Here is a 20,897-nt window from a genome sequence, read left to right on the forward strand (position 1 = left end):
GAGAACCACCATGCAGAAGGTTTCGAAAGCTATCGCGGCGGCTGCCGGCGGCGCACTCACCGGTACGGCCGGTATCCCGTTCATGCCGGATGACACGCCCTGGTACGGCTACCTGGCGCTCTACGCACTGACAATCGGCCTGCCGGCGCTGCTGACCTACTTCGCACCGAAGAACGCTTCGTAATGCGTCTGGCGTTCGACCTTTCCCTCCCGGGGCTCCCCGTCGTCCTCAACGGCGGCGGGGCGCCCTATGACCCCATAGCCGCGCTTGGAGCCAATCTCCTGTGCTGGTGGGATGCGGATCATGCGGACCTGATCACGCAGGCCGGCGGCTTCGTCTCCTCCTGGGTTGACCGTATCACCGGCTTTGCTTTGGCAGCCGCCGGAGCAATGCAGCCACAGTATCAGGCCACCGCCTTCAATGGGCGTCCATCCGTTGTCTTCGACGGCGTGGATGATGTTCTCACCGGTGCGGGAATTCCTGCCGGTGTACCTGTTGGTGCCGCGCCAGTTCGCGTGTTCGTGCTGATCGATCAACAGGCTCCTGCCTCGGATACAACGACGAACCCGCGTCTTGCATTCGCCTATGGTGGGAATGTCGCGAACAGTCGCCGATTGCAGCGTCTTGCCAATACCGGCGTGAACCGGGGCGAAGCATCGCAGGGAAACGGCACCGCAGGCGTATCGGCCCTTAACCGGGACGTTGATCTCACCGGCCGTCATGTCATGCAATCGATTGTCGCTTCGAGCAGCGTCAGCATTATCGTGGACGATGCGCCTGTTGTCACGACAGCCGTCACGCCAGCCACAAACACGGATCGGACCCGTATCGGCGGTTCTACCGCCAGCCCGACCAGTTCCAATTACTGGCTTGGCGGAGTGGCCGCCGTCCTCATCTGCGCGTTCAGTACGCCGCAAGATCAGCTTGACGGCCTTCATCAATGGCTCATGTCACGGAGGTGAAAGTGGCGAACAAAGTTGTGATCTTCCCCGACGGGAAAGAAGCTGAAGCCCGCGCCTATGCGGCATGGACTGATCAGTGCAATCCATGGACCCCGGAGCCGCCGGCAGATCCCACCGGATCGTGGTCCTACGTTCGAAACGATGCCTTCGGGCAGTGGGTGGTGCCATATCTTGGCGACCCCTTCGAATACCCTGTCGGCGTGCCGTTTCCCGAGCCCGACGGCGGGGAGGCGATGCGGGCAGATGGTGTCCTGCATGACTATGCGGTCTGGCCGCCGGAAGAGCTTTAGGGCTCGGTCTCGGTCTGGACCCGCGAGGAATGCGCTTACTCTCCTGCGGTGAGGCTGCCGGAGAGTTCTATCTGCCGTTCCGGTCTGAAGGTGCGAAGGAATGGACCTCTGCCCCCGGGTACGGTTTCTCCGGGCAGCGACTGCCAGGAACACACCGACAGCGAGCAATAGCGCGGCGCCTAATACCATCAAATAGGGGGCTATCGTAGTTGCGGATACCTGCACGTCCATTTCTTTATCCTTCCACCGGTCAGATGTGGACAATGATCAGGAGTGATGCGCTCTCATGAAACAGCCCGAACAGCCGACTAGCCAGTTCGTTCCGGGAAAAAAATGGCCCGTGACAAGCGGGCCGAGGGAGTGACTTTGGAAAGTAGGTCAGAACTCTCGCCGCGCATGAATGTTCCGGCCGGACAACAACTATGGCTCACGCCATGTGAGACTTGCCGTTATGGGGGTTCGGCTGATGCGGAGGTTCGATCCGTTGAGCCTCCCTGTCCGGCAAACACACAAAAGTGCGAGCTGAAGTCTCCGATCGGTGAACGTGGCTCCCGTAGGGGCAAATGACGTGCGTTTGCCTGATCGGCCGGGACTTATCTTCGATGGAGAACAGGTGAAACGGTCTTCCGCAGACCGAGCAAATCTCGATTACCAATGCACCCTCCTACAATGAGAGAGACGCCTCCAGGTTTCGTTCGGGCAATCCGTTCATCGATCGTACCGAGCATCTGCGACATTGAGTTGAACGATGATATTGCTACTTCAGAAAGTAGGCAAATCCCGTCACCCATTCGGGGTGAGACATCGAGCGGTCGAAGGCGCGGGTTCGCGGTCCGTTAGCAAACCGTTCCGGTCGCGTTCTGAATGACTGCAACTTTTCGCAAGCATGAAATGCCATCAGTTTACCTTGTTGCCGGCGGGGCGCGCCACTGATCGGAAGATTGCACGCACATTGGGCGGCATTTCCGGCGAGACATTCACATCGGCATCAGGTGAGCAGCGGAGGCACGGCATACCCGGTGCCCCGCATAGGCACGCTTTTGGTCCGCTCCACGGTCTATCCGGATGAGCCTCGCATATCCAGCCCGTGTCTTCGCATCCTGTGCAATGCGGCATCACCGCGCCTCCGCAGGCCAGCATAACACAACAGGCGAGGTCGCCAATGCGTTTCCTGCATATTCAACCGTTCGCGCTGCCTTGTCTCGCGGCCTTCGTGTCGTGGTTCTGGTGACGGGGCGCCGAAGAAAAGCGGCCGGAGCTCCACGTTCCGGCCGCTGCGCTTACAAACATGTATCTCATCACGTGAAGGCAAGCGGCTTCACTCTATGGAGAAGCGAGAAGGGGTCAATGGTGCGGCAGCCTGGTCGATTGCCCTTCCACGCTTTTTGAATTCTCGAATACGAAAAGGGCATGGGGACTGATGGCAGGGAACGACGACATGGCAAACGGAAACGACCACCGCGTTTATACTGACGCCGTCACGGCCCAGCTCGGGGAGCGGGTCACCAACCTTGGCCGCCGGCAGACCGATATGGAATCGGAGATGCGGGCCGGGTTCAAGGCGATGGAAGCCGCGGTCACCTCGCTGGCGAATGAGACCAGAGCCTCGATCGCGGCCTTGTCCACGAACCTCGCTGAGAGGAACAAGCCGCAATGGCAGGCGCTCGGCGTGGCCCTGACCTTTGCCGCCATGCTGGGCGGCCTCGCCTACCTTCCGATCCGCGAAGCGACCAGCGACCTGAAGGCGAGCGTTTCCGCGTTGGGGAGTAGAGTGGTCACCCGCGATGAGATGGAATGGCGCACAGCACGCGCCGCCGAGGATCGCGCGAGGACCGATGCCGGCGTGAAAGAGCTTCGTGATGCCCAGGTGCCGCGCGAAGAACTCGACCGCGTGTTTTCCAGCTACGATCAGCGGTTCACCGACCAGCAGCGGCAGCTTGACGATGTTAAGCAGGCACAGGGCAACGTCTATGGGGCGAGGGATATCCTGCTTGACCTGAGGGAGAGGATCGACCGTATCGAGCGCCAGCGGCTCGCGCAGCCCTCGCCTTGACGTTAGGACATCCGCGGCTTGGTTGCGTCGATCTCACAAGCACGCCCATGCGGCCGGTCAATATCGACCAAACGCTGTGTGAGATATGGCTTCCATGGTTGCATCGAAGGCGCGCCCCTCTGGCGTGGTCGGGTAGAACAGACCACCGCCGTATTTGCTGGGATTTGCTGTTTGCCTGCGATCGGAACCGTCATAGGTTTCGACATATGCGTTGGCGGCAAGCGCCTGCCTCTGTCCTGCTTCCGCGAAACTGTTTAATCCCATGTAGGAGGCGGTCATCTTTTGTATACCGTTTTCCGTCCGCACGGGCGAGTTGCTGATAAGGGCAACAACCGGGTAGCCTCGCCTTTGGGCTTCCTTAGAAGCCTCGTATGTCATTTCCTTCTTCAATTGTTCAGGGGATACAGCCGAACTGCCTGTAATCGTGAAAGCGGCCCCCTGTGTGTTCGACAGGGCAAACCCTGAATTGGTTCCCTGCGCCGTCTGGCAAGCTGTCAATACGATGAGGAAAAGCAATGCGATTGCGGACTTCATGATTGTCTCCCGGTTAGGAGCATTGAAACCAGTAATTGTAAATGTCCGATTAAATTTACCGGGATATCGCTGGCCGCACCGCACTGACGGATATGAAAACCGCCGCCGTCGCGGCTTGAACTCGTTCCCGTAGTCTATGCATCCGGATAGCGCCACCAACTACATGCGCTCAGAAGTCGGCAACCTCTTGCCGCGAAAGTCGCCCGGGCAAATGTGCCTGGATGTTCACCAGCGGAAGCGGATCGGCGCTATACGTCGCGAAGGCTGTCACCGGCACAATCGAGACTTCAAACCCGCATTTCGCCGCCGATCGAATAGCGTCATTGACGTTCCTCATGGCTTCGATCAGCCGCTGTTCAGCCTCGCGTTGGGTTTTTGTCTTAGGGAACTCGTGGATTTCCGCCATAGCTCATATCACTCGCGCTCGATCGCCTTGCTGGCTAAGTTCACAGCAGCGATGGTTCCTTTCATCTTCAGTTTTGGATGGCGAAGTCAACAGGAGGGACGGATGGAAACAATTCAGGTCGGGGTCGGACGAGGACTTGGGAGTTGAACGAACCTTGGAGGACTGCCAGCACGCGGCCAGCGAGTTTCGGGCCGCGCTGCGAAGGCATGCAGAAGAGGATGGCGAAAAGGATTTTCAACTTTGGCCGATGGCCATCTACCAGGTCACTCTTCGAAATCTCACACCGGAAGAGTTGATCCGAGTGCTAACTGAAGAGGCGAGGCTGATCGATCTGGCTATCGTGGATAGGCGACTTGCTGCGGTTGTGGATGACTGAGCGACGACGCAGGAGCACTCTCGGTGGCTTCAACAGTAACGATAATTTTCACCCTTATCGCTGTCGGTTGTTTAAGTGACTTTTTGCACACGATGCGAACGTATCGCATCAGCAAGCACAACGACTAATTGACTTTTAGTATTTTGATGCCATGCCTTTCACAAAAAGAACGCTGGGGGCGGGCATGGGATTCGACCAGGAAATGATTGAGTGCCTCAACGGCACCTGTCCACCGGACGACGCAGAGGTGGCAAACTGCACTATCTACCGGGCTGTTGAGAGTGACCCTCCCACGAATGATGACTTCATGTCATACGTCAAAATGGGGAAGGTTAAGCCAATCAAAGCCAAGTGTGATGATTGGGGCCTTTCTGTATGGTGCGATTTAGATGCCGTTGAACACGCTCGAAATGTGATCCCCCACTTTCAAGAGCGTTTCATCGCTGCTGGTGATATGGATGACAATCACGGTGTTCTAAAGGCTAGTCCTTCGAAAAAGCAGCCACAGCATTTCACCTTCTGGACTTATGTTAACGTTGATCTGGCGCCGGCATTCGCCGTCATCATACCTCCCGTCGAGGAGGACGCTTAGTATGTGGACTTTGGACCGCCCCGCCGATGGGGACTTGGATGGACAGGTAATAGACCCGTCAGAGACTCTTTACGAATACGATGGCCCAATGATGTTTCGGGCGAAACTCGGCCTAGTGGACATCCTCTGCAATAAGGTTTCCGTGCGGAAAAACAAACATCTCTACATCGCATGCCAAACAGACGAGCGGACCATCCAGGCTCTTAGGGACGGCAAGTTGTCGGTGTTCGGAGCCTTTGACCGCCCATCCTTCTGGATTCTATCTCTGGATGACGATTTTCGGGTTACAAGTTACTGGAGCTGTGATCGAGTCGATGTGCCGGCCCGCTTCTTCGCAAAGCCAGGTTTTGGGTTGTATCACTGGCACGGGCGTGTGCCGGATTCATTAGTGCAAGCATCGTCTATGCTGGCCATCAAGTTCAAGGGGCCAGAATTGACAGAGGACGGCATTCCCTTCGGCAAGTTCAAAGATTTGATGGATCAGGCGTTTGATGCTGTTCGGAAGTTACTAACGCCGGTCCCGCTCCTTAATCGGAGGACCTCAACGTTTGATTTTGAGATCGCCCCTCCAAAATTTGCCAGCTTGGTGATTGCAGTTAAGGAGCCGGTCATCAATATGGCGTCTATCAGGCGCACCAAGGCTCTAAAGCAGTATAGTCGTGAGCAACTCGAGACGGCAGTGCAGCATCTTGGCGAGGACTTCGCTGAACGGATCGTTGAACTAAAGGGGCTGGCCGAAAACGACAAGATCGATGGAAAGTATGCCTCAGATAATTTTAGTTTCCTCGACATTCTTGCCGACATACTACCGCAGCCAGATGGAGATATCGATTCGGTGGAGTTCACCGCTTTCGGCAAAAACGGAATTGAGACGGCTGTCTTTGATCAGAAGACAAGCGCCGACATCAAGCAGAAGCTTGCGGTGGCTCAGGCAAATGCAGTGATTGAGCGCGGAGTCATAGACGGCATAACGGCAAAAAGCTCGACACTTCTGGTACTGTCGGTCCGAGGTAAAATGGTTACGTGCAAATTTCAGAAAGAATACTTCGATTCATTTTTGGCAAAAGATGAATTCAAGATACATCGGCCAGTTCGGTTGAAGGGCAGCATGTTTAGACGGCCACGTCGCGATTACATGGAGGTTGAAAACATAGATTTCATCAATCCGGACAAAGCAAGAGTTTGATTTAGAGAAACCCATCCCTCCAGCATGCCGATCGGCTTTACGAGAGTAGGTTTCTACGGTGCGCGGATAGCGACGCCGTGTGACCTCCATGATGCGGCTGATCGAGGCCCGGTTTTTGGCCGTCATAAAAACCCGGCGCGTAACGAGTGGCCGGAAAGCTTGTCGACTTCTTCGCGGCGCGCACCAGCTCGGAAACGAAGTCGGTGATGAGCTCATGATGCCGCCTTCCTCGTCTCGATGAATACCTTGTTCAAGTGATCAGCGATCTGCTTAGCCCTGGCTTCTGATACCCGATAGATAACTCGGTTTTCGCGGGTGGCTGGAATATGCGTGTCGATCACCGCCCAGGACCCTGGCGCGTCCTGACGGAGGACGTACCGGTTTACTGGCTCATCACTCAATGCGTCTTCTCCCTCCTGACCTACGGCTGCTCTGGCCTTAGATGCTCTTCAATCAGCTCCCGAGCCGCGGTGAAAACTCCACTGTCGTCGTCCCCCTGGCTTTCCTCCACCATCATCAGGGCTTGCTCATATATCTCGTGTTCCATGGCTTCGGTGAGAATGCTCATGCGACGAAGGTGCGCGATCAGCGCAGCGACCGTTGCAGCCGTCGAAAGAGCGACCGCACCGGCGGAGATGATGGCATCGTTACGGCTCATTGCAGCGTTTCCTTGTCCGGCTCCTGATCCCCAGAGTTCAGAATATCCACCAGCACGTCGGCCTCGTCGAGCTTGAGGCCCGCGCGCTGCTTCCCGCCGACCGACACTGTCCGGCCGGTCTCGGTGTCGAATATCTCCCACGTGTCGTATCCGCCTTGCGAAGTGCGTACGCGCGCTCATGCCGGAAGCCTGCCACGAGGCTCAAGAGAGTCAAGGCGGCTGTGGAAATCTGGGATTGCCACAGTCTCGTCACGGCCTTGTCAGGTTTTTCACCTCACCTCCGACCAGGAGGTGCACCATGTCACTTGCCTACTACACGAGAAATGCTGCTTCAGGGGAGCGCGCCCGCCGGAGAATGCAGCGCGCGGGTGTGAACATGAAGGGCCACAAGCTTTGGGATGACGACGAGCGACGAATTTTGATCGAGCATCGCGGTGACTACCGGACGATGTGCAAGATGCTCCCGCATCGAAGCCTCGCTGCCATATACGGTCAATGCTCGACATTGGGAATTCGGCATAAAAAACACATCTGGTCAGCTGCTGAGATATCGAAGCTGAGGCGAATATACCGAAACGGTCGGCCCGAGGACATCTGTGCAGAATTCCCTCATTCGCCGTGGATCAATATTCGAAAGGTCGCGACGTACCATGGGCTCAGCCGCGCTAGGAATAAACCCTACAAGCTCACCGGTATACCCGCCTTAGATGAAGTTCGGCGCCGTTGCTTCGAAATCCGGTGGACGATGGTGGACCTCGACAAAGCAGCGAGGACAGGGACTTATTTCTATAGGGCAGGATGGATCGGCAAACGGATTAATCATCGAGCGCTTGGGCGCGCTATCGAAGCGCTTGACGGCATCGTTCAAGCCCAGTGGAATGATTGACAATATCCTCGTATTTCACCTGTTAAGGTTATGCAGCTGGCGCAATTCCTTCAAGGCCGCCTCCCTCCGTCTGTCGATGTAGTCCGCCAGATCCTGCATGTGAATGCCTTTCTGGCACTTTTGGGATCGTTCTACCCTTAACAACAGGGATGAAGATTTCTCCGCTGCCAACCTTCCTTAAAAAATTGTCCCGCGTCAGGTGACTGAAGTAGTCCCGACACACGTCTTCGAGAGGAACGAGAACCCTGGGGCCATATTGCGCCAGGAGCAACTCGGCGGTGGACAGGTCGGGTTCATCGCGAGTTTTCATTGACCAAGCTCTCGACGTGCGTTGCCCATTCACTCAGGGCAGCTCGCTTCTCCTCTGCATAGTCATACCGATTATAAACTGCCGCAACCCCTTTGATCGATCCTGATCGGTGGTTAAGCACAGCTTCCACCACATGTACGGGAACGTTGAGGCGAGCCATGCCACTGGCGGCGGTCCGCCGAAGGTCGTGGAAGGTCCAGCCCTCGAATGCGACACTTTCCGGATCATCGCCTCGGTTCTTAGCTTCTTTGTGGGCGATTTCCAGCATGGTTTTGTCCAAGAGTGCCTTAGCTTTCGAGAACCCAGAGACAGCCGTCTTCCCGGTGGTCGTGAACAAGAAAACGGGCTTTGCCTTGTCGTCCCCTGTCGGTTTGATTTTCGGCAGGTCATTAACGACTTGAAGCATCGGGGAGGCGAGGGGAACATAATGTTCCTTGCCGTTCTTGGATCGCTCGGGCGGAATAACCCACAGCTGGTCGTTGCGCCCAAGCTCGAACTCTGCCCATTGTCCCTGCGCAACTTCGCTTCGTCTTTGCGCGGTCAGCAGTAAAAGCTTGACCATTGGACCGAACGGATAGCCCAACTTATCCGCCGCAAGCCATAGAATCCGGATTTCTTCGTCAGCAAGAATGCGGTCTCGTGTCGTCTCCTTTCCTGGGGCCGTGATTTTCTTCTTGGACAGCGGGGAGGCTTCGATGATGTCCTCCTCCTCTGCCCACTTGAAGAACAGGCGCAATAGCGCCAGGAGCCGGTTCGCCATCACAGGGGCGCGCTCTGCCACATCATTGATTCGCTTCGACACGTCCTGGCGATGGATGCTGCGCATCGTGCGCCCAGTCCATTTTGGCTTAACCTCTTTATTGAGGAGCCTCTTGCGTTCCCGGATCGTGTTTGGCCGATTTCTTTTCTCAACATACGTTTTGACAAATTCGTCTATGGCGTCTTCCACCAGATCGACGTTCCGATCTTTCCTTGCGGCTTTCTCGGCAGCGGGGTCTCTTCCCTCTGAGACGGCGCGTAGTGCTTTCGCCGCTTCTTCCCTCGCGTTGGACAACGAAAAAGCGGGGTAGGGGCCGATCGTGAATTTCCGGGGTCTACCGTCCATCCTATAACGAATCGCCCAACTTGACGCTCCCGACGGCTGCACAATTAGGTAGAGCCCGGGCAGTCCGCCGTCTGCTATCTCCCGTCTCGATGCCTCGGGTTTGAGAGATTCAATAGCCTTTACAGTAAGTGCCTTTGCCATGCCTGCCTTCGGGGTAACGTCGGGGTAACAAAATTCAGTGATAGGTGATGAAATGTCAAGCCATCCCATGGCAGTATGATTTGCCAAGAATCCCTTGTATATCAGGCATTTCAATGTTGTGGATGAATCGTTCTGAATGGCCGTGAAGCAATAGAGCAGCTGCCTTCTAAGCAGCAGGTCGCAGGTTCGAGTCCTGCAGGGGTCGCCACCTTCATTTTGTCCGACCCTGAGACACCGTATATCGCCGTACCGCTCCGCGCTCCTGCCCGCGGTCGGTCCTCGAAGTGTTGCTGCATTGCAGCGGAAAGAGAGCGTCTGGCCGCAAATTCGCGAATTTTTCGTATTCCGGCTTTGGATGCGCCGCATTCGTTCATATACTATTCATGTTCGCTTCGGAACGCATTGCCGGGCGACGACTCGTGCAGCCGTACGGAGCTGCGTCCATATACTTAAAATGACAGGCAGCCATGAGAGCTGCATCCCAAGCGTACCAAATGTCATTGGCTTTCGAATGGGGATTATCGATGAGCATCAAAACTTTTGCCGCGGGTTTCGCGGCGTTGACGATTGCGGTCCTGTCGAGCACGCAGCCCGTGCTCGCGGACGACAAGCCGCTGATCTGGCAGCCTTCCAGAAATTCCGACACCAGCTATTCCGTCAGGCTCGGCCTGAAGCTGCCGGCGCGGCTCGAACCGGAGGCGGGCGTCTCCATGGGCGTGAACACGACGAAAAGCGGCACGCCGGTCGAAACGCCGGTCAAGTTCTGGAGCAGTTTCACGGCCACGAAAATCCAGACGCCGGCCTATCAGGCGAACCGTGATGTCGGTTTCGATCTCGACGGCAACAATGGCAGTGCCGCCATCACGATGAACTATTACGAAAAGCACATCGCCACGCCGACGATCGATATCGAGAGGCAGAGCAGTTATGCGATGCGCTACGACGGTACGGCCCGCGAATGGTGCGGCATCGACACCAGTCAATCCGTCCGCCTGTCGCATTCGCCGAGCCGCACGGCCTTGGTCGCGCGCGCCTCGGGCAGCAACGGTTTCAGGGTGGTCGGCGCCGGGCTGGGGGTCGAGAAGAATTTCGGCAGGAACCTGACCATCAGCGGCGCGCTGGACAGGACGTCGGATTCCCCCGATCCCATCGCCAGCGTGAAGGCGCGTTATTCCTTCAAGTGGTGAAACGGAAACGGGGCGCCGAAGCACCCCGTGACCGTCATTTCGGATCGCCTCCTCAGTGCAGGATCTGACTGAGGAAGAGTTTCGTGCGCTCGTGCTGCGGATTGTCGAAGAATTCCGCCGGCGAGTTCTGTTCGACGATCTGGCCCTGATCCATGAAGATGACGCGGTGGGCGACCTGCCGGGCAAAGCCCATTTCGTGGGTGACGCAAAGCATGGTCATGCCTTCCTCCGCGAGACTCACCATCGTATCCAGCACTTCCTTGACCATTTCCGGATCGAGCGCCGAAGTCGGCTCGTCGAACAGCATGATCTTCGGCCGCATGCAGAGCGAGCGGGCGATCGCCACGCGCTGCTGCTGACCGCCGGAGAGCTGGCCGGGGTATTTGTGGGCCTGCTCCGGGATCTTGACGCGGGCGAGATAGTGCATGGCGATCTCTTCCGCCTGCTTCTTCGGCATCTTGCGGACCCAGATCGGCGCGAGCGTGCAGTTCTCGAGGATCGTCAGGTGCGGGAAAAGGTTGAAGTGCTGGAACACCATGCCCACTTCGCGGCGCACTTCGTCGATCTTCTTCAGGTCGTTGGTGAGCTCGATGCCGTCGACGACGATCGAGCCGGACTGATGTTCTTCCAGGCGGTTGATGCAGCGGATCATCGTCGACTTGCCGGAGCCGGACGGACCGGCGATGACGATGCGCTCGCCGCGCATGACCTTGAGGTTGATATCTCGCAGCACGTGGAAATCGCCGTACCACTTGTTCATGCCGATGATCTCGACGGCGACCTCGGTGGTGGAGACCGTCATTTTCTTGGGTTGGGCGTCAGCCATGTTTATCCCCTTATTGTTTGTTTGCGGCCGTTATCGCTTTTGGGCCGTGTCGAGATGCCGTTCCATGAAGGCGGAATAGCGCGACATGCCGAAGCAGAAAAGCCAGAAGATGAAGCCCGCGAAGATCAGGCCGGTGATCGGCGTCACCGGCGTGATCCAGGTCGTGTCGGTGAAATTGAGCCGCACGATGCCGAGCAGGTCGAACATGCCGATGATCGAGACGAGCGACGTATCCTTGAAGAGGCCGATGAAGGTGTTGACGATGCCCGGGATGACGAGCTTGATCGCCTGCGGAAGGACGATCAGCCGCATCTTCTGCCAATAGCTCAGTCCCAGGGAGTCGGCGCCCTCGGACTGGCCTTTCGGGATCGCCTGCAGACCGCCGCGGATGACTTCCGCCATATAGGCCGATGCGAAGATCGCCACTCCGACCAGCGCGCGCAGGAAGTTGTCGATCGTCCAGCCGGTCGGCAGGAAGAGCGGCAGCATCACGTTCGCCATGAAGAGGACGCTGATCAGCGGCACGCCGCGGATGATCTCGATGAAGCCGACGCAAAGCATGCGAATTACCGGCAGGTTCGATCGTCGTCCGAGCGCGAGCAGGATGCCGACCGGAAGCGAAACGGCGATGCCGACGAAGGAGAGGATGAGGGTCACCATCAGCCCGCCCCAGAGCGGGGTTTCCACTTCGTCGAGGCCGAAGGCGCCGCCATGCAGCAGGAAGAAGGCGACGATCGGGAAGACGACGAAGAAGAGCAGGGCGTTCAGGCCCTTGCGGGGCACTTTCGGGATCAGCAGCGGTACGAGCAGCGCCACGAACAGGATCGCCACGAAGATCGGCCGCCAGCGTTCGTCCAGCGGATAGCGGCCGAACATGAACTGCTGGAAACGGTCGCCGACAAAGGCCCAGCAGGCGCCCTTCCAGCCCTCCGGCTGGATGCCGCCCTGTGCGACCGTCGTGCAGGCCGAGCGGTTGGCGCCCGACCAGACGGCGTCGAAGAACAGCCATTGCAGCATGCCCGGCACCGTCCAGAGAAGCAGGGCGATGGCGACGATCGTCAGCGCCGTATCCTTCGGCGTCGCGAGCAGGTTGGCGCGGATCCAGCCGGCAACCGTGCTGGTGCTGAGCGGAGCGGGCGCCGGCGCCAGCATTTCGCTGCGGACATAGGCGAGGTTTTTCGTATTCATGGGACCTTACCTTTCCACGAGCGCCATCTTGGCGTTGAACCAGTTCATGAACAGCGATGTCGCGATACTGATCGCCAGATAGACGGTCAGCATGATGGAGATCGCCTCCACCGCCTGGCCGGTCTGGTTCAGCGTCGTGCTGGTCGTGGAAAAGAGCTCGGGAAAGCCGATCGCCACGCCGAGCGAAGAGTTCTTCGTCAGGTTGAGATACTGGCTGGTGAGCGGCGGAATGATGATGCGCATCGCCTGCGGCACCACGATGAGCCGGGTCGTCTGGGAGGGTTGCATGCCGAGAGCGAAGGAGGCTTCCGACTGGCCCTTCGGAACGCCGCGGATGCCGGCACGGATGACTTCGGCGATGAAGGAGGCGGTATAAAGCGAAAGCGCGAGGTAGAGCGCCACGAATTCCGGCAGGATGCGCGCGCCGCCCGACAGGTTGAAGCGTCCCGCGACCGGATAGTCGAAGGTCAGCGGCGAGCCCATCGCCAGGAAGGCGAGGATCGGCAGGCCGACGATGAGGCCGATGCCGGTCCAGATCGTGTGGAACTGCTTGCCTGTCGCCGCTTGCCGCTGTTTTGCCCAGCGGGCCACCCCGATGGTCGCGATGATGCCGACGAGGAAGGCGGCCGGAACCAGCCAGGCGCCTTCGCCCCAGATCGGCTTCGGAAAGGCGAGGCCGCGGTTGTTCAGGAAGATGTTGAACGGAAGAGCAAGCGAATCCCGGACCTGGGGGAGGGAGTCGAGCACGCCCTTGTACCAGAAGAAGATGATGAGCAGCACCGGAATGTTGCGGAATATTTCCACATAGAGGGTGCAGAGCTTGGCGATCAGCCAGTTCTTCGAAAGGCGGCCGATGCCGACGATGAACCCGACGATGGTGGCCGTGATGATGCCGAGAACCGCCACCAGGACCGTATTGATGAAGCCGACGACGATGGCGCGGCCATAGGTGGAATCGCTGGTATAGGGAATGAGCGCCTGGCCGATGTCGAAACCGGCACGCCCCCTTAGGAACCCGTAGCCCGAGGCGGTGCCGGACCGGGCGAGGTTTTCGGCGGTATTGTCGAAGATCCACCAGCCGACGACAACGACGATGAAGAGCGTGAGAACCTGGTAAAAAATGCCCCTGTATCTGGGGTCGTAAACGTAGGACCTGAAGGTCCGTGCCTCGGAAGGCGCCATTGCAGCGTGATCTGTCATGCTGGCCTTTCCCCGTGACCTTGTTTTAAGGTCTTCTTCTTTTTATGCGTTTTGTTTTTATGGGAGGATAAGGCGGCATTTGCCGCCTTATCCTGTCTCGGCCTTGCCGATCAGCGGACCGGCGGTGCGTATTGCAGGCCGCCCTTGGACCACAGGGCGTTCAGGCCGCGCTGGATCTTGAGCGGAGTGTTGGCGCCGATATTGCGTTCGAAGACTTCGCCGTAGTTGCCCACCTGCTTGACGATATTGTAGGCCCAGTCATTGGTGAGGCCGAGGTCGGTGCCGATCTTGGTGTCGGCTTCTACGCCCAGGAAGCGGCGGATGTCGGGGTTGGTCGAGTTCTTCATCTCGTCGATATTGGCCTGGGTGATGCCGAATTCCTCCGCCTGCACCATCGCATAGCCGGTCCACATGACGATGTCGAACCACTGGTCGTCGCCCTGGCGGACGGCCGGGCCGAGCGGCTCCTTGGAGATGATTTCCGGCAGGATGATGTGCTCGTCCGGATTGGAGAGCGACAGGCGCAGCGAATAGAGGCCGGACTGGTCGGTCGTGTAGACGTCGCAGCGGCCGGCCTGGTAGGCGGCGTTTACTTCTTCGAGCTTTTCGAAGACGACCGGGTTGTACTGCAGGTTGTTGGCCTTGAAGTAGTCGGCGAGGTTGAGCTCGGTCGTGGTACCGGACTGGACGCAGACTGCAGCGCCCGAGAGTTCGAGAGCCGAGTTGACGTTGAGGCTCTTCGGAATCATGAAGCCCTGGCCGTCATAGTAGTTGACGTAGCGGAAGTTGAGGCCGAGCGCGGTATCGCGGTTGATCGTCCATGTGGTGTTGCGGGCAAGCAGGTCGATTTCACCCGACTGCAGCGCCGTGAAGCGGACCTGTGCGGTGGTCGGTGTGTACTTCACCTTGCTCGCATCGCCGAAGATCGCGGCCGCGACGGCCTTGCAATAATCGACGTCGAAGCCGGTCCAGTTGCCGGCCGAATCCGGTGCGGCAAAGCCGGCAAGACCGGTGTTGACGCCGCACTGAACGAAACCTTTGGACTTCACGTTGTCCAGAGTGGCAGCCGATGCAGCCGATGCAAACCCCAGGACCGCTGCGCCAATCGCGGCTGACAGAAGCGTCTTTTTCATTTTCCCAACCTTATCTCTTGGTTTTGTGTGATTTGGTGACACCGAGCCGCTCCCCTGTTTTCTTCGAATACGGCCGGTCGCCCGCGAACCCTCCCGGTGCGGGCACGCGCTATCTCATTCGTAAAACAACGCAGGGTCAAGTGTCGCCTTTTCGAATTGCGTCAAAAATGAGGTAAATTCCTCGTCACAGCCCAGAAAATCATCAGGCACTTAAAGTTTGGGCATGTCGTGATCAAAACATCAGCTTTTTCCGCAGGATAGAAGGCCGCCTGATGTCTTTGCCGCCACGGGAGCGGGCCGGGGTTGACCGGCGCGCATCGGGACGGCAAAACTCCTGTCCACCACTGCCAATGAAAGCTCTCCCCGATATGAAGAAGAAGAACGAGTCCCTGTTTACCGGCGCCGGTCCGAACACGCGCCTGGCCCACATGGGCCATGATCCTTCCGGCTATCACGGTTTCGTCAACCCGCCGGTCGTGCACGCTTCGACGGTATTGTTTCCGGATTCCGAAACCATGGAGAAGCGGGCTCAGAAATATACCTACGGCACGCGTGCCACGCCGACCACGGAGGCGCTCTGCAATGCCTTCGACGAGCTGGAAGGCTCCGCAGGCACCATTCTCGTTCCCTCCGGGCTTGCGGCGATCACGGTGCCGTTTCTCGCCTATCTTTCGGCCGGCGACCACGCGCTGATCGTCGATTCGGTCTACACGCCGTGCCGCAATTTCTGCAACACGATGCTGAAGCGGCTGGGCGTGGAGGTGGATTATTACGATCCGGAGATCGGTGCTGGCATCGAGGCGCTGATCAGGCCGAACACCAGGCTCGTCCATACCGAGGCGCCGGGCTCCAACACCTTCGAGATGCAGGATATAAGGGCGATCGCCGACGTGGCGCACAGATACGACTGCGTCGTCACCATGGACAATACCTGGGCGACGCCGCTCTATTTCCGGCCGCTCGATTTCGGCGTCGACGTATCGATCCATGCGACGACCAAATATCCGTCCGGGCATTCCGACATCGTCATGGGGTCTGTTTCTGCGAATGCCAGGCACTGGCCCCGGCTCGAGGAGTCCCGCATCACGCTCGGCATCTGCGGCGCGCCGGACGATTCCTATCTCATCCTGCGCGGCCTGCGCACCATGGGCGTGCGCCTCGAACATCACCAGAAGAGCGCGCTCGAAATCGCCAGGTGGCTGGAGACCCGCGACGATGTCGCCCGCGTCCTGCATCCGGCGCTGCCGAGCTTCCCGGGCCACGACATATGGAAGCGCGACTTCAAGGGCGCCAGCGGCATCTTCTCCTTCGTGCTGAAGGCGGAGGGCGAAAAGGCGAGGGCCAAGGCGCATGCTTTTCTGGACGCGCTCTCCTTCTTCGGGCTCGGCTACTCCTGGGGCGGATACGAAAGCCTCGCCGTGAATGTGAACCTGTCGGACCGCACCATCCGCAAGGCGCCGCCGGAAGGTCCGGTCATCCGCCTGCAGGTCGGCCTCGAAGACGCCGCCGATCTCAAGAAGGACCTGGAAGCCGGTTTCGCGGCCGCAGCCGAGGTGTGATCGAAGCGCGCGATCACTCGGGCCTGAAGCCGTAGAGCCAGTCGAGATCCGCCGCGAGCGATTGCGGCGGGCGCATGGACAGCACGATGTCGCGCCCGAGCCTGAATGGTCCGCGGGCATGATAGGCGAAGCGGTTGAAGAGGCCGCGGGCGCGGACCCTGGCGATCCGTCCTGTTCTGTCGTTTTCGAAGGCGGAAAGCGCTTGGGCGAGGGGCAGGGAACTTGCGGCGCGATTGGCGAGCATGAAGGCGTCCTCGATCGCCATCGACGCGCCCTGGGCCGCGAACGGCATCATCGCATGCGCCGCGTCGCCGATCAGCACCTTGTCCCGGCCGTTGTGCCAGCGGCCTGTGCCCACCTGATAGAGGGGCCAGAAGGTCGGCCGCTCGGCCTTCGCCAGGAGATCGCCGATGCGCCGGTCCCAGCGATGGAACTGGGAAAGCAGCATGCGTCGCTGGGCCTCGTTTGCTTCGGCATCCCACGTTTCGCCGGGGCTGATGCCGGAGGCGATCGCCACGATGTTGAAGCCGCCGACCTCTTTCAGCGGATAGGCGACGACATGGGTCGAGGGGCCGAGAAAGGCCGTCACCTGGTCTGCGGCCAGCCATGACGGGGCGGCGCTTTCCGGGATCGTGAAGCGCCACGCGACATTGTGCGAGAAATCCGGCTTCGGACTGTGCGGTATGCTGGCGCGCAGATTGGACCAGACGCCGTCGGCGCCGACGATCAGAGGATAACTTTTGCCGGTGATCCCCGTCAGGCTGCCATGCGCGTCCTCGCGGATCGGCGTGCCGAGGCGGATGGCGCAGAGCGGGTTTTGTTCGACCGCGTCGAGCAGCGCCTTTTGCAGCGTGGCGCGGTGCAGAACGCCGTAAGGCGCGCGCCAGCGCTCGCGGGCGAAGCGTCCGGCGGGCACGTGGGCAAGCGGCCTCAGCGACATGCCGGAGACGAGCGCGATCCGTTCGGGCTCCGTCCAGACGGCTTCAAGCCGGCCGAGGACGCCGAGCGTGGAAAGCACGCGCGAGGCATTCGGCGAGACCTGCAGGCCGGCGCCGACTTCGACCAGGGCGTCCGCTTCCTCGAAAATGTCCGAGGCGATCCCGTGCCGGGCGAAGGAGAGCGCAGCCGTCAGCCCCGCCATGCCGGCGCCGATGATCGCTACTCTTTCGATGGGCATCTTGTCGGCCGTTCAGCGGGGAACGTCACGCGGCCTTGACGTGGAAGACCGAGCCCGGCGGATCGGTCTGCTCGGGCTTCAGCGACGGATTGTAACGGTAGAGCGTCGAGCAATAGGAACAGACCTTTTCGACGTCGTCGCCCATATCGATGAAGATATGCGGGTGATCGAACGGCACGGATGCGCCGGTGCACATGAATTCCTTCACGCCGATCTGGATCATGCGATGTCCGCCGTCGTTCTGGAAATGGGGAATGCTGTACCCGGCCATGATGGTCTCCATGCTTCTGATTTGCGGCGGACATTATCGCCCCTCCGCCGGATTGTGTAGTGGGAAAACCGTCGCAGACCTGCCGATTTCGTGTTGCGCACGGGTTCAAACGGCACAGCGGATCGCCTATGGTCCGCCAAAAAGATGCCTCTACTGGACGACCCCGCAGGACGACCGATGAACCTCAATGCCCCCGCCTTCTCGTCTTTTTCCCATGACGGCCTGAACCTTGCCTATTTCGACGAAGGCGATCCGTCCGGCGACCCGGTGCTCCTCATCCATGGGTTCGCCTCGAGCGCGCTCGTCAACTGGGTGCATCCCGGCTGGCTGAAGACCTTGGGCGATGCGGGCTATCGGGTGATCGCCATCGACAATCGCGGCCATGGCGCGAGCGACAAGCCGCTCGACCCGGAAGCCTACCGGCCGTGGGTGATGGCGGAGGATTCGATCGCTCTTCTCGACCATCTGAGGATCCCGGAAGCGCATCTCTTCGGTTATTCCATGGGCGCCCGCATCTCGGTCTTCGCCGCTCTCGCCCATCCAGATCGCGTGCGCTCGCTGGTGCTGGGCGGCTTGGGTATCGGAATGACCGACGGGGTAGGGGACTGGGACCCGATCGCCGACGCTCTTCTTGCTCCCTCGGTCGACGAGATCGCCCATGCACGCGGAAAAATGTTCCGCGCCTTCGCCGACCAGACGAAGAGCGACAAGCAGGCGCTTGCCGCCTGTATCCGCGGCTCTCGCGATCTCGTCTCCCGGGCAGACATGAGCCGCATCGACGCGCCGACGCTGATCGGGGTGGGAACGAAGGACGATATCGCAGGCTCGCCGCAGGAGCTCGCCGCCCTCATGCCGCATGCGATCGCTCTCGACATTCCGGGCCGGGACCACATGCTGGCCGTCGGCGACAGGGTGTTCAAGAAGGCGGTTCTCGATTTTTATGGGGAACTTGCGTCGCGCTAGCGGGAACCGCAGGCAAGGCCGCAGGTTCCTTTATCTTAACGATCAACGGAATGCGATTTTGTGGGCGTTGGTCTTGCTGTAAACTTATTCTATATATCCTGCCGTACGGCAAAAGGAGACGGCTATGGCCGCAAGAACTGAAATCCGCCAGGAGTCCTTCGCAACAGTCGATCCCATCTGGGATACGCTGCGCCAGGAGGCCCATGCGGCAGCCGAGCAGGATCCGCTGCTTGCCGCATTTCTCTATTCCACGGTGCTGAACCATCGTTCGCTCGAGGAATGCGTGGTGCATCGCATCTGCGAGCGCCTCGACCATGCGGATTTGCAGGCAGTCCTTCTGCGCCAGACTTTCATGGAAATGCTGGCTGACTGGCCGGAATGGGGCGCGATCCTGCGCGTCGACATCCAGGCCGTCTACGATCGCGATCCCGCCTGCCTGCGGTTCCTGGAGCCGGTGCTCTATTTCAAGGGTTTCCATGCGATCCAGACGCACCGTCTGGCGCATTGGCTCCTGAACCGTGGCCGCCGCGACCTCGCGCTCTATCTGCAGAGCCGTTCGTCGAGCGTCTTCCAGACGGATATCAATCCGGCCGCCCGCATCGGCAAGGGCATCTTCCTCGATCACGCCACCGGCCTCGTGGTGGGCGAGACTGCCGTCATCGGCGACAATGTCTCGATCCTGCACGGGGTCACGCTCGGCGGCACCGGCAAGGAGGGAGCCGATCGCCATCCGAAGATCGGCAACGGCGTGCTGATCGGCGCCGGCGCCAAGATCCTCGGCAATATCGAGGTCGGCTCCTGCTCGCGCGTTGCCGCCGGCTCCGTGGTGCTGAAGCCCGTTCCGCCGAAATCGACCGTCGCCGGCGTGCCGGCCAAGGTGGTGGGGAGCGCCGGGTGTTCGGAACCCGCCCGGCTGATGGACCAGCTTCTGAACGCCGAGGATTGAGCTCGCCGCCTGCTCTTCGATGAAGGCAAAGAGCGGCGGGCGATTTCTGGCGGCTTTACTTTCGCCGTTGTCCCGTGCCAAAAGCGCCGCAACTCGGAACCGCTGACGGAGAGAATTGTGAAACCGGACGAAATCAAGAAGCTCGACGCCTATTTCAAACGCCTGCTCAATCCGCAGGTCGTCGTCAAGGCGCGTCCGCGCAAGAACGACTCCGCGGAAGTCTATCTGGGCGACGAGTTCCTCGGCGTCATTTATGTCGATGACGAGGACGGCGACCGCTCCTATAATTTTTCCATGGCGATCCTGGACGTCGATCTCTGATCGGCCGATCCGGGAAATCTCGAAGCGGGCCTTTTTGGCCCGCTTTCGACGGGTGAACTCCCTGCTGCAAAGAAAACAGGCGCCGGTTTCCGCTTTGGTTGCGGTCGCCCGAAGATATCTCTGCAAAATCAAAAACCTTATTTCATCTATGCATCTGCATAAGTCGATTTACAACTTAAGGTAGTTGTGCGTCGCACAAACCCGCCTTGACTTTTGCCGGCCGGACACGTTCTATCGGTGCATCCGAATAGAACAAAGGACCGCGCCATGTTCAATTTCGATGATGCCAGCAAGAAGAGCAAGGAAGCGATGGACGGAATGCTGAAGAGCTATTCCGAGATCGGCAAGGGCTTTCAGGCCATCGCCACCGAAGCCACCGACTATTCGAAGAAGTCCTTTCAGGACATGACCGCCTTCATGGAGGCGCTCGCCGCCGCCCGCAGCGTCGAGGCCGCCTACGAGCTGCAGACCAGCTACGTCAAGTCCGCCTGTGAAGGCTTCATCGCCGAAGCGATGAAGATGAGCGACATGTATGCCGAGCTCGCCAGGTCGGCCTACAAGCCTTACGAGGTGCCGGTTGCCAAGTCGACGGCCGTGGCGACCGCAAACGCCGCGTAACGGCGGGA

At 59.3% G+C, this 20,897-nt stretch carries 25 protein-coding genes and 1 pseudogene; 14 read left to right on the forward strand and 12 right to left on the reverse strand.

Annotated features, from left to right (window positions below; translation table 11 throughout):
* The first annotated feature begins 10 nt into the window (after window positions 1-10).
* The 4 genes from ACMGE0_RS12190 to ACMGE0_RS12205 all read left to right on the forward strand — a co-directional run bounded on the left by ACMGE0_RS12190 (window position 11) and on the right by ACMGE0_RS12205 (window position 3,306).
* Window positions 11-184 carry a hypothetical protein gene (locus ACMGE0_RS12190; protein WP_289671211.1) on the forward strand — a complete coding sequence of 58 codons (174 nt, stop codon included), beginning with the start codon at window positions 11-13 and terminating at the stop codon, window positions 182-184.
* Entirely contained in the window at window positions 184-963 is a 780-nt protein-coding gene (locus tag ACMGE0_RS12195) for a hypothetical protein (protein WP_436816114.1), read from the forward strand. The genes ACMGE0_RS12190 and ACMGE0_RS12195 overlap by 1 nt, the downstream gene beginning before the upstream one ends.
* 2 nt (window positions 964-965) lie before the next feature.
* Window positions 966-1,253: a hypothetical protein gene (locus ACMGE0_RS12200; RefSeq protein ID WP_436816115.1), complete on the forward strand. Its 288-nt coding sequence runs from the start codon at window positions 966-968 to the stop codon at window positions 1,251-1,253.
* A gap of 1,438 nt (window positions 1,254-2,691) precedes the next feature.
* Window positions 2,692-3,306 (forward strand): hypothetical protein, encoded by a 615-nt coding sequence (locus tag ACMGE0_RS12205; protein ID WP_436816116.1) that lies wholly within the window; start codon window positions 2,692-2,694, stop codon window positions 3,304-3,306.
* A gap of 57 nt (window positions 3,307-3,363) precedes the next feature.
* Here ACMGE0_RS12205 and ACMGE0_RS12210 read toward each other — a convergent pair whose 3' ends face one another.
* Both ACMGE0_RS12210 and ACMGE0_RS12215 read right to left on the reverse strand, forming a co-directional pair.
* Window positions 3,364-3,840 carry a hypothetical protein gene (locus tag ACMGE0_RS12210; RefSeq protein WP_436816117.1) on the reverse strand — a complete coding sequence of 159 codons (477 nt, stop codon included), beginning with the start codon at window positions 3,838-3,840 and terminating at the stop codon, window positions 3,364-3,366.
* Between the two features lie 169 nt (window positions 3,841-4,009).
* Window positions 4,010-4,246, reverse strand: a complete 237-nt coding sequence (locus ACMGE0_RS12215; RefSeq protein ID WP_436816118.1) for a hypothetical protein — start codon at window positions 4,244-4,246, stop codon at window positions 4,010-4,012.
* A gap of 136 nt (window positions 4,247-4,382) precedes the next feature.
* Between ACMGE0_RS12215 and ACMGE0_RS12220 the strand changes: the two genes are divergently transcribed.
* The 3 genes from ACMGE0_RS12220 to ACMGE0_RS12230 all read left to right on the forward strand — a co-directional run bounded on the left by ACMGE0_RS12220 (window position 4,383) and on the right by ACMGE0_RS12230 (window position 6,400).
* Window positions 4,383-4,622, forward strand: a complete 240-nt coding sequence (locus ACMGE0_RS12220; protein WP_436816119.1) for a hypothetical protein — start codon at window positions 4,383-4,385, stop codon at window positions 4,620-4,622.
* A gap of 184 nt (window positions 4,623-4,806) precedes the next feature.
* Entirely contained in the window at window positions 4,807-5,214 is a 408-nt protein-coding gene (locus tag ACMGE0_RS12225) for a hypothetical protein (RefSeq protein WP_436816120.1), read from the forward strand.
* Between the two features lies 1 nt (window position 5,215).
* Complete coding sequence (locus ACMGE0_RS12230) at window positions 5,216-6,400, forward strand: hypothetical protein (protein ID WP_436816121.1); 1,185 nt, start codon at window positions 5,216-5,218, stop codon at window positions 6,398-6,400.
* 421 nt (window positions 6,401-6,821) lie between these two features.
* Here ACMGE0_RS12230 and ACMGE0_RS12235 read toward each other — a convergent pair whose 3' ends face one another.
* Window positions 6,822-7,058, reverse strand: coding sequence for a hypothetical protein (locus ACMGE0_RS12235; RefSeq protein WP_436816122.1), 237 nt, complete (start codon window positions 7,056-7,058; stop codon window positions 6,822-6,824).
* 298 nt (window positions 7,059-7,356) lie between these two features.
* Here ACMGE0_RS12235 and ACMGE0_RS12240 point away from each other — a divergent pair, with 298 nt between their 5' ends.
* Window positions 7,357-7,944, forward strand: a complete 588-nt coding sequence (locus ACMGE0_RS12240; protein ID WP_436816123.1) for a hypothetical protein — start codon at window positions 7,357-7,359, stop codon at window positions 7,942-7,944.
* 15 nt (window positions 7,945-7,959) lie between these two features.
* Here ACMGE0_RS12240 and ACMGE0_RS12245 read toward each other — a convergent pair whose 3' ends face one another.
* The 3 genes and pseudogenes from ACMGE0_RS12245 to ACMGE0_RS12255 form a co-directional block, all read right to left on the reverse strand.
* Window positions 7,960-8,043 carry a hypothetical protein gene (locus tag ACMGE0_RS12245; protein ID WP_436816200.1) on the reverse strand — a complete coding sequence of 28 codons (84 nt, stop codon included), beginning with the start codon at window positions 8,041-8,043 and terminating at the stop codon, window positions 7,960-7,962.
* 97 nt (window positions 8,044-8,140) lie between these two features.
* Window positions 8,141-8,254 (reverse strand): annotated as a pseudogene (locus ACMGE0_RS12250) (pyocin activator PrtN family protein); the annotation flags it as partial.
* Window positions 8,238-9,500 (reverse strand): tyrosine-type recombinase/integrase, encoded by a 1,263-nt coding sequence (locus tag ACMGE0_RS12255; protein WP_436816124.1) that lies wholly within the window; start codon window positions 9,498-9,500, stop codon window positions 8,238-8,240. The gene ACMGE0_RS12255 and the pseudogene ACMGE0_RS12250, both read right to left, overlap by 17 nt.
* Window positions 9,501-10,024: 524 nt before the next feature.
* On the opposite strand from ACMGE0_RS12255, the gene ACMGE0_RS12260 reads away from it, so the two are divergent.
* Window positions 10,025-10,687 (forward strand): hypothetical protein, encoded by a 663-nt coding sequence (locus ACMGE0_RS12260; protein ID WP_436816125.1) that lies wholly within the window; start codon window positions 10,025-10,027, stop codon window positions 10,685-10,687.
* 52 nt (window positions 10,688-10,739) lie between these two features.
* Here ACMGE0_RS12260 and ACMGE0_RS12265 read toward each other — a convergent pair whose 3' ends face one another.
* The 4 genes from ACMGE0_RS12265 to ACMGE0_RS12280 all read right to left on the reverse strand — a co-directional run bounded on the left by ACMGE0_RS12265 (window position 10,740) and on the right by ACMGE0_RS12280 (window position 15,034).
* Window positions 10,740-11,513: an amino acid ABC transporter ATP-binding protein gene (locus ACMGE0_RS12265; RefSeq protein ID WP_436816126.1), complete on the reverse strand. Its 774-nt coding sequence runs from the start codon at window positions 11,511-11,513 to the stop codon at window positions 10,740-10,742.
* Between the two features lie 30 nt (window positions 11,514-11,543).
* Window positions 11,544-12,701 carry an amino acid ABC transporter permease gene (locus tag ACMGE0_RS12270; protein ID WP_436816127.1) on the reverse strand — a complete coding sequence of 386 codons (1,158 nt, stop codon included), beginning with the start codon at window positions 12,699-12,701 and terminating at the stop codon, window positions 11,544-11,546.
* Window positions 12,702-12,707: 6 nt separating this feature from the next.
* Window positions 12,708-13,901 (reverse strand): amino acid ABC transporter permease, encoded by a 1,194-nt coding sequence (locus ACMGE0_RS12275; protein ID WP_436816128.1) that lies wholly within the window; start codon window positions 13,899-13,901, stop codon window positions 12,708-12,710.
* 110 nt (window positions 13,902-14,011) lie between these two features.
* Window positions 14,012-15,034 (reverse strand): amino acid ABC transporter substrate-binding protein, encoded by a 1,023-nt coding sequence (locus tag ACMGE0_RS12280; RefSeq protein WP_436816129.1) that lies wholly within the window; start codon window positions 15,032-15,034, stop codon window positions 14,012-14,014.
* A 368-nt stretch (window positions 15,035-15,402) separates the two neighbouring features.
* On the opposite strand from ACMGE0_RS12280, the gene ACMGE0_RS12285 reads away from it, so the two are divergent.
* The gene (locus ACMGE0_RS12285) at window positions 15,403-16,593 is read left to right on the forward strand and encodes a cystathionine beta-lyase (RefSeq protein WP_436816130.1); all 1,191 of its coding nucleotides are present in this window, start codon (window positions 15,403-15,405) and stop codon (window positions 16,591-16,593) included.
* 13 nt (window positions 16,594-16,606) lie between these two features.
* On the opposite strand, the gene ACMGE0_RS12290 is transcribed toward ACMGE0_RS12285, so the two are convergent.
* Window positions 16,607-17,770, reverse strand: a complete 1,164-nt coding sequence (locus ACMGE0_RS12290) for an FAD-dependent monooxygenase (RefSeq protein ID WP_436816131.1) — start codon at window positions 17,768-17,770, stop codon at window positions 16,607-16,609.
* 25 nt (window positions 17,771-17,795) lie between these two features.
* The gene (locus ACMGE0_RS12295) at window positions 17,796-18,041 is read right to left on the reverse strand and encodes a zinc-finger domain-containing protein (protein ID WP_436816132.1); all 246 of its coding nucleotides are present in this window, start codon (window positions 18,039-18,041) and stop codon (window positions 17,796-17,798) included.
* A 177-nt stretch (window positions 18,042-18,218) separates the two neighbouring features.
* Between ACMGE0_RS12295 and ACMGE0_RS12300 the strand changes: the two genes are divergently transcribed.
* The 4 genes from ACMGE0_RS12300 to ACMGE0_RS12315 all read left to right on the forward strand — a co-directional run bounded on the left by ACMGE0_RS12300 (window position 18,219) and on the right by ACMGE0_RS12315 (window position 20,889).
* On the forward strand, window positions 18,219-19,004 hold the full coding sequence (locus ACMGE0_RS12300; RefSeq protein WP_436816133.1) for an alpha/beta fold hydrolase: 786 nt from the start codon (window positions 18,219-18,221) through the stop codon (window positions 19,002-19,004).
* 124 nt (window positions 19,005-19,128) lie between these two features.
* Window positions 19,129-19,950, forward strand: a complete 822-nt coding sequence (cysE, locus tag ACMGE0_RS12305) for a serine O-acetyltransferase (protein ID WP_436816134.1) — start codon at window positions 19,129-19,131, stop codon at window positions 19,948-19,950.
* A 117-nt stretch (window positions 19,951-20,067) separates the two neighbouring features.
* Window positions 20,068-20,271, forward strand: coding sequence for a DUF3126 family protein (locus ACMGE0_RS12310; protein WP_436816135.1), 204 nt, complete (start codon window positions 20,068-20,070; stop codon window positions 20,269-20,271).
* Window positions 20,272-20,538: 267 nt separating this feature from the next.
* Entirely contained in the window at window positions 20,539-20,889 is a 351-nt protein-coding gene (locus ACMGE0_RS12315) for a phasin family protein (RefSeq protein WP_436816136.1), read from the forward strand.
* Window positions 20,890-20,897 lie beyond the last annotated feature (8 nt).

It is taken from the genome of Neorhizobium descurainiae (assembly GCF_051400715.1).
Lineage (GTDB): Bacteria > Pseudomonadota > Alphaproteobacteria > Rhizobiales > Rhizobiaceae > Neorhizobium.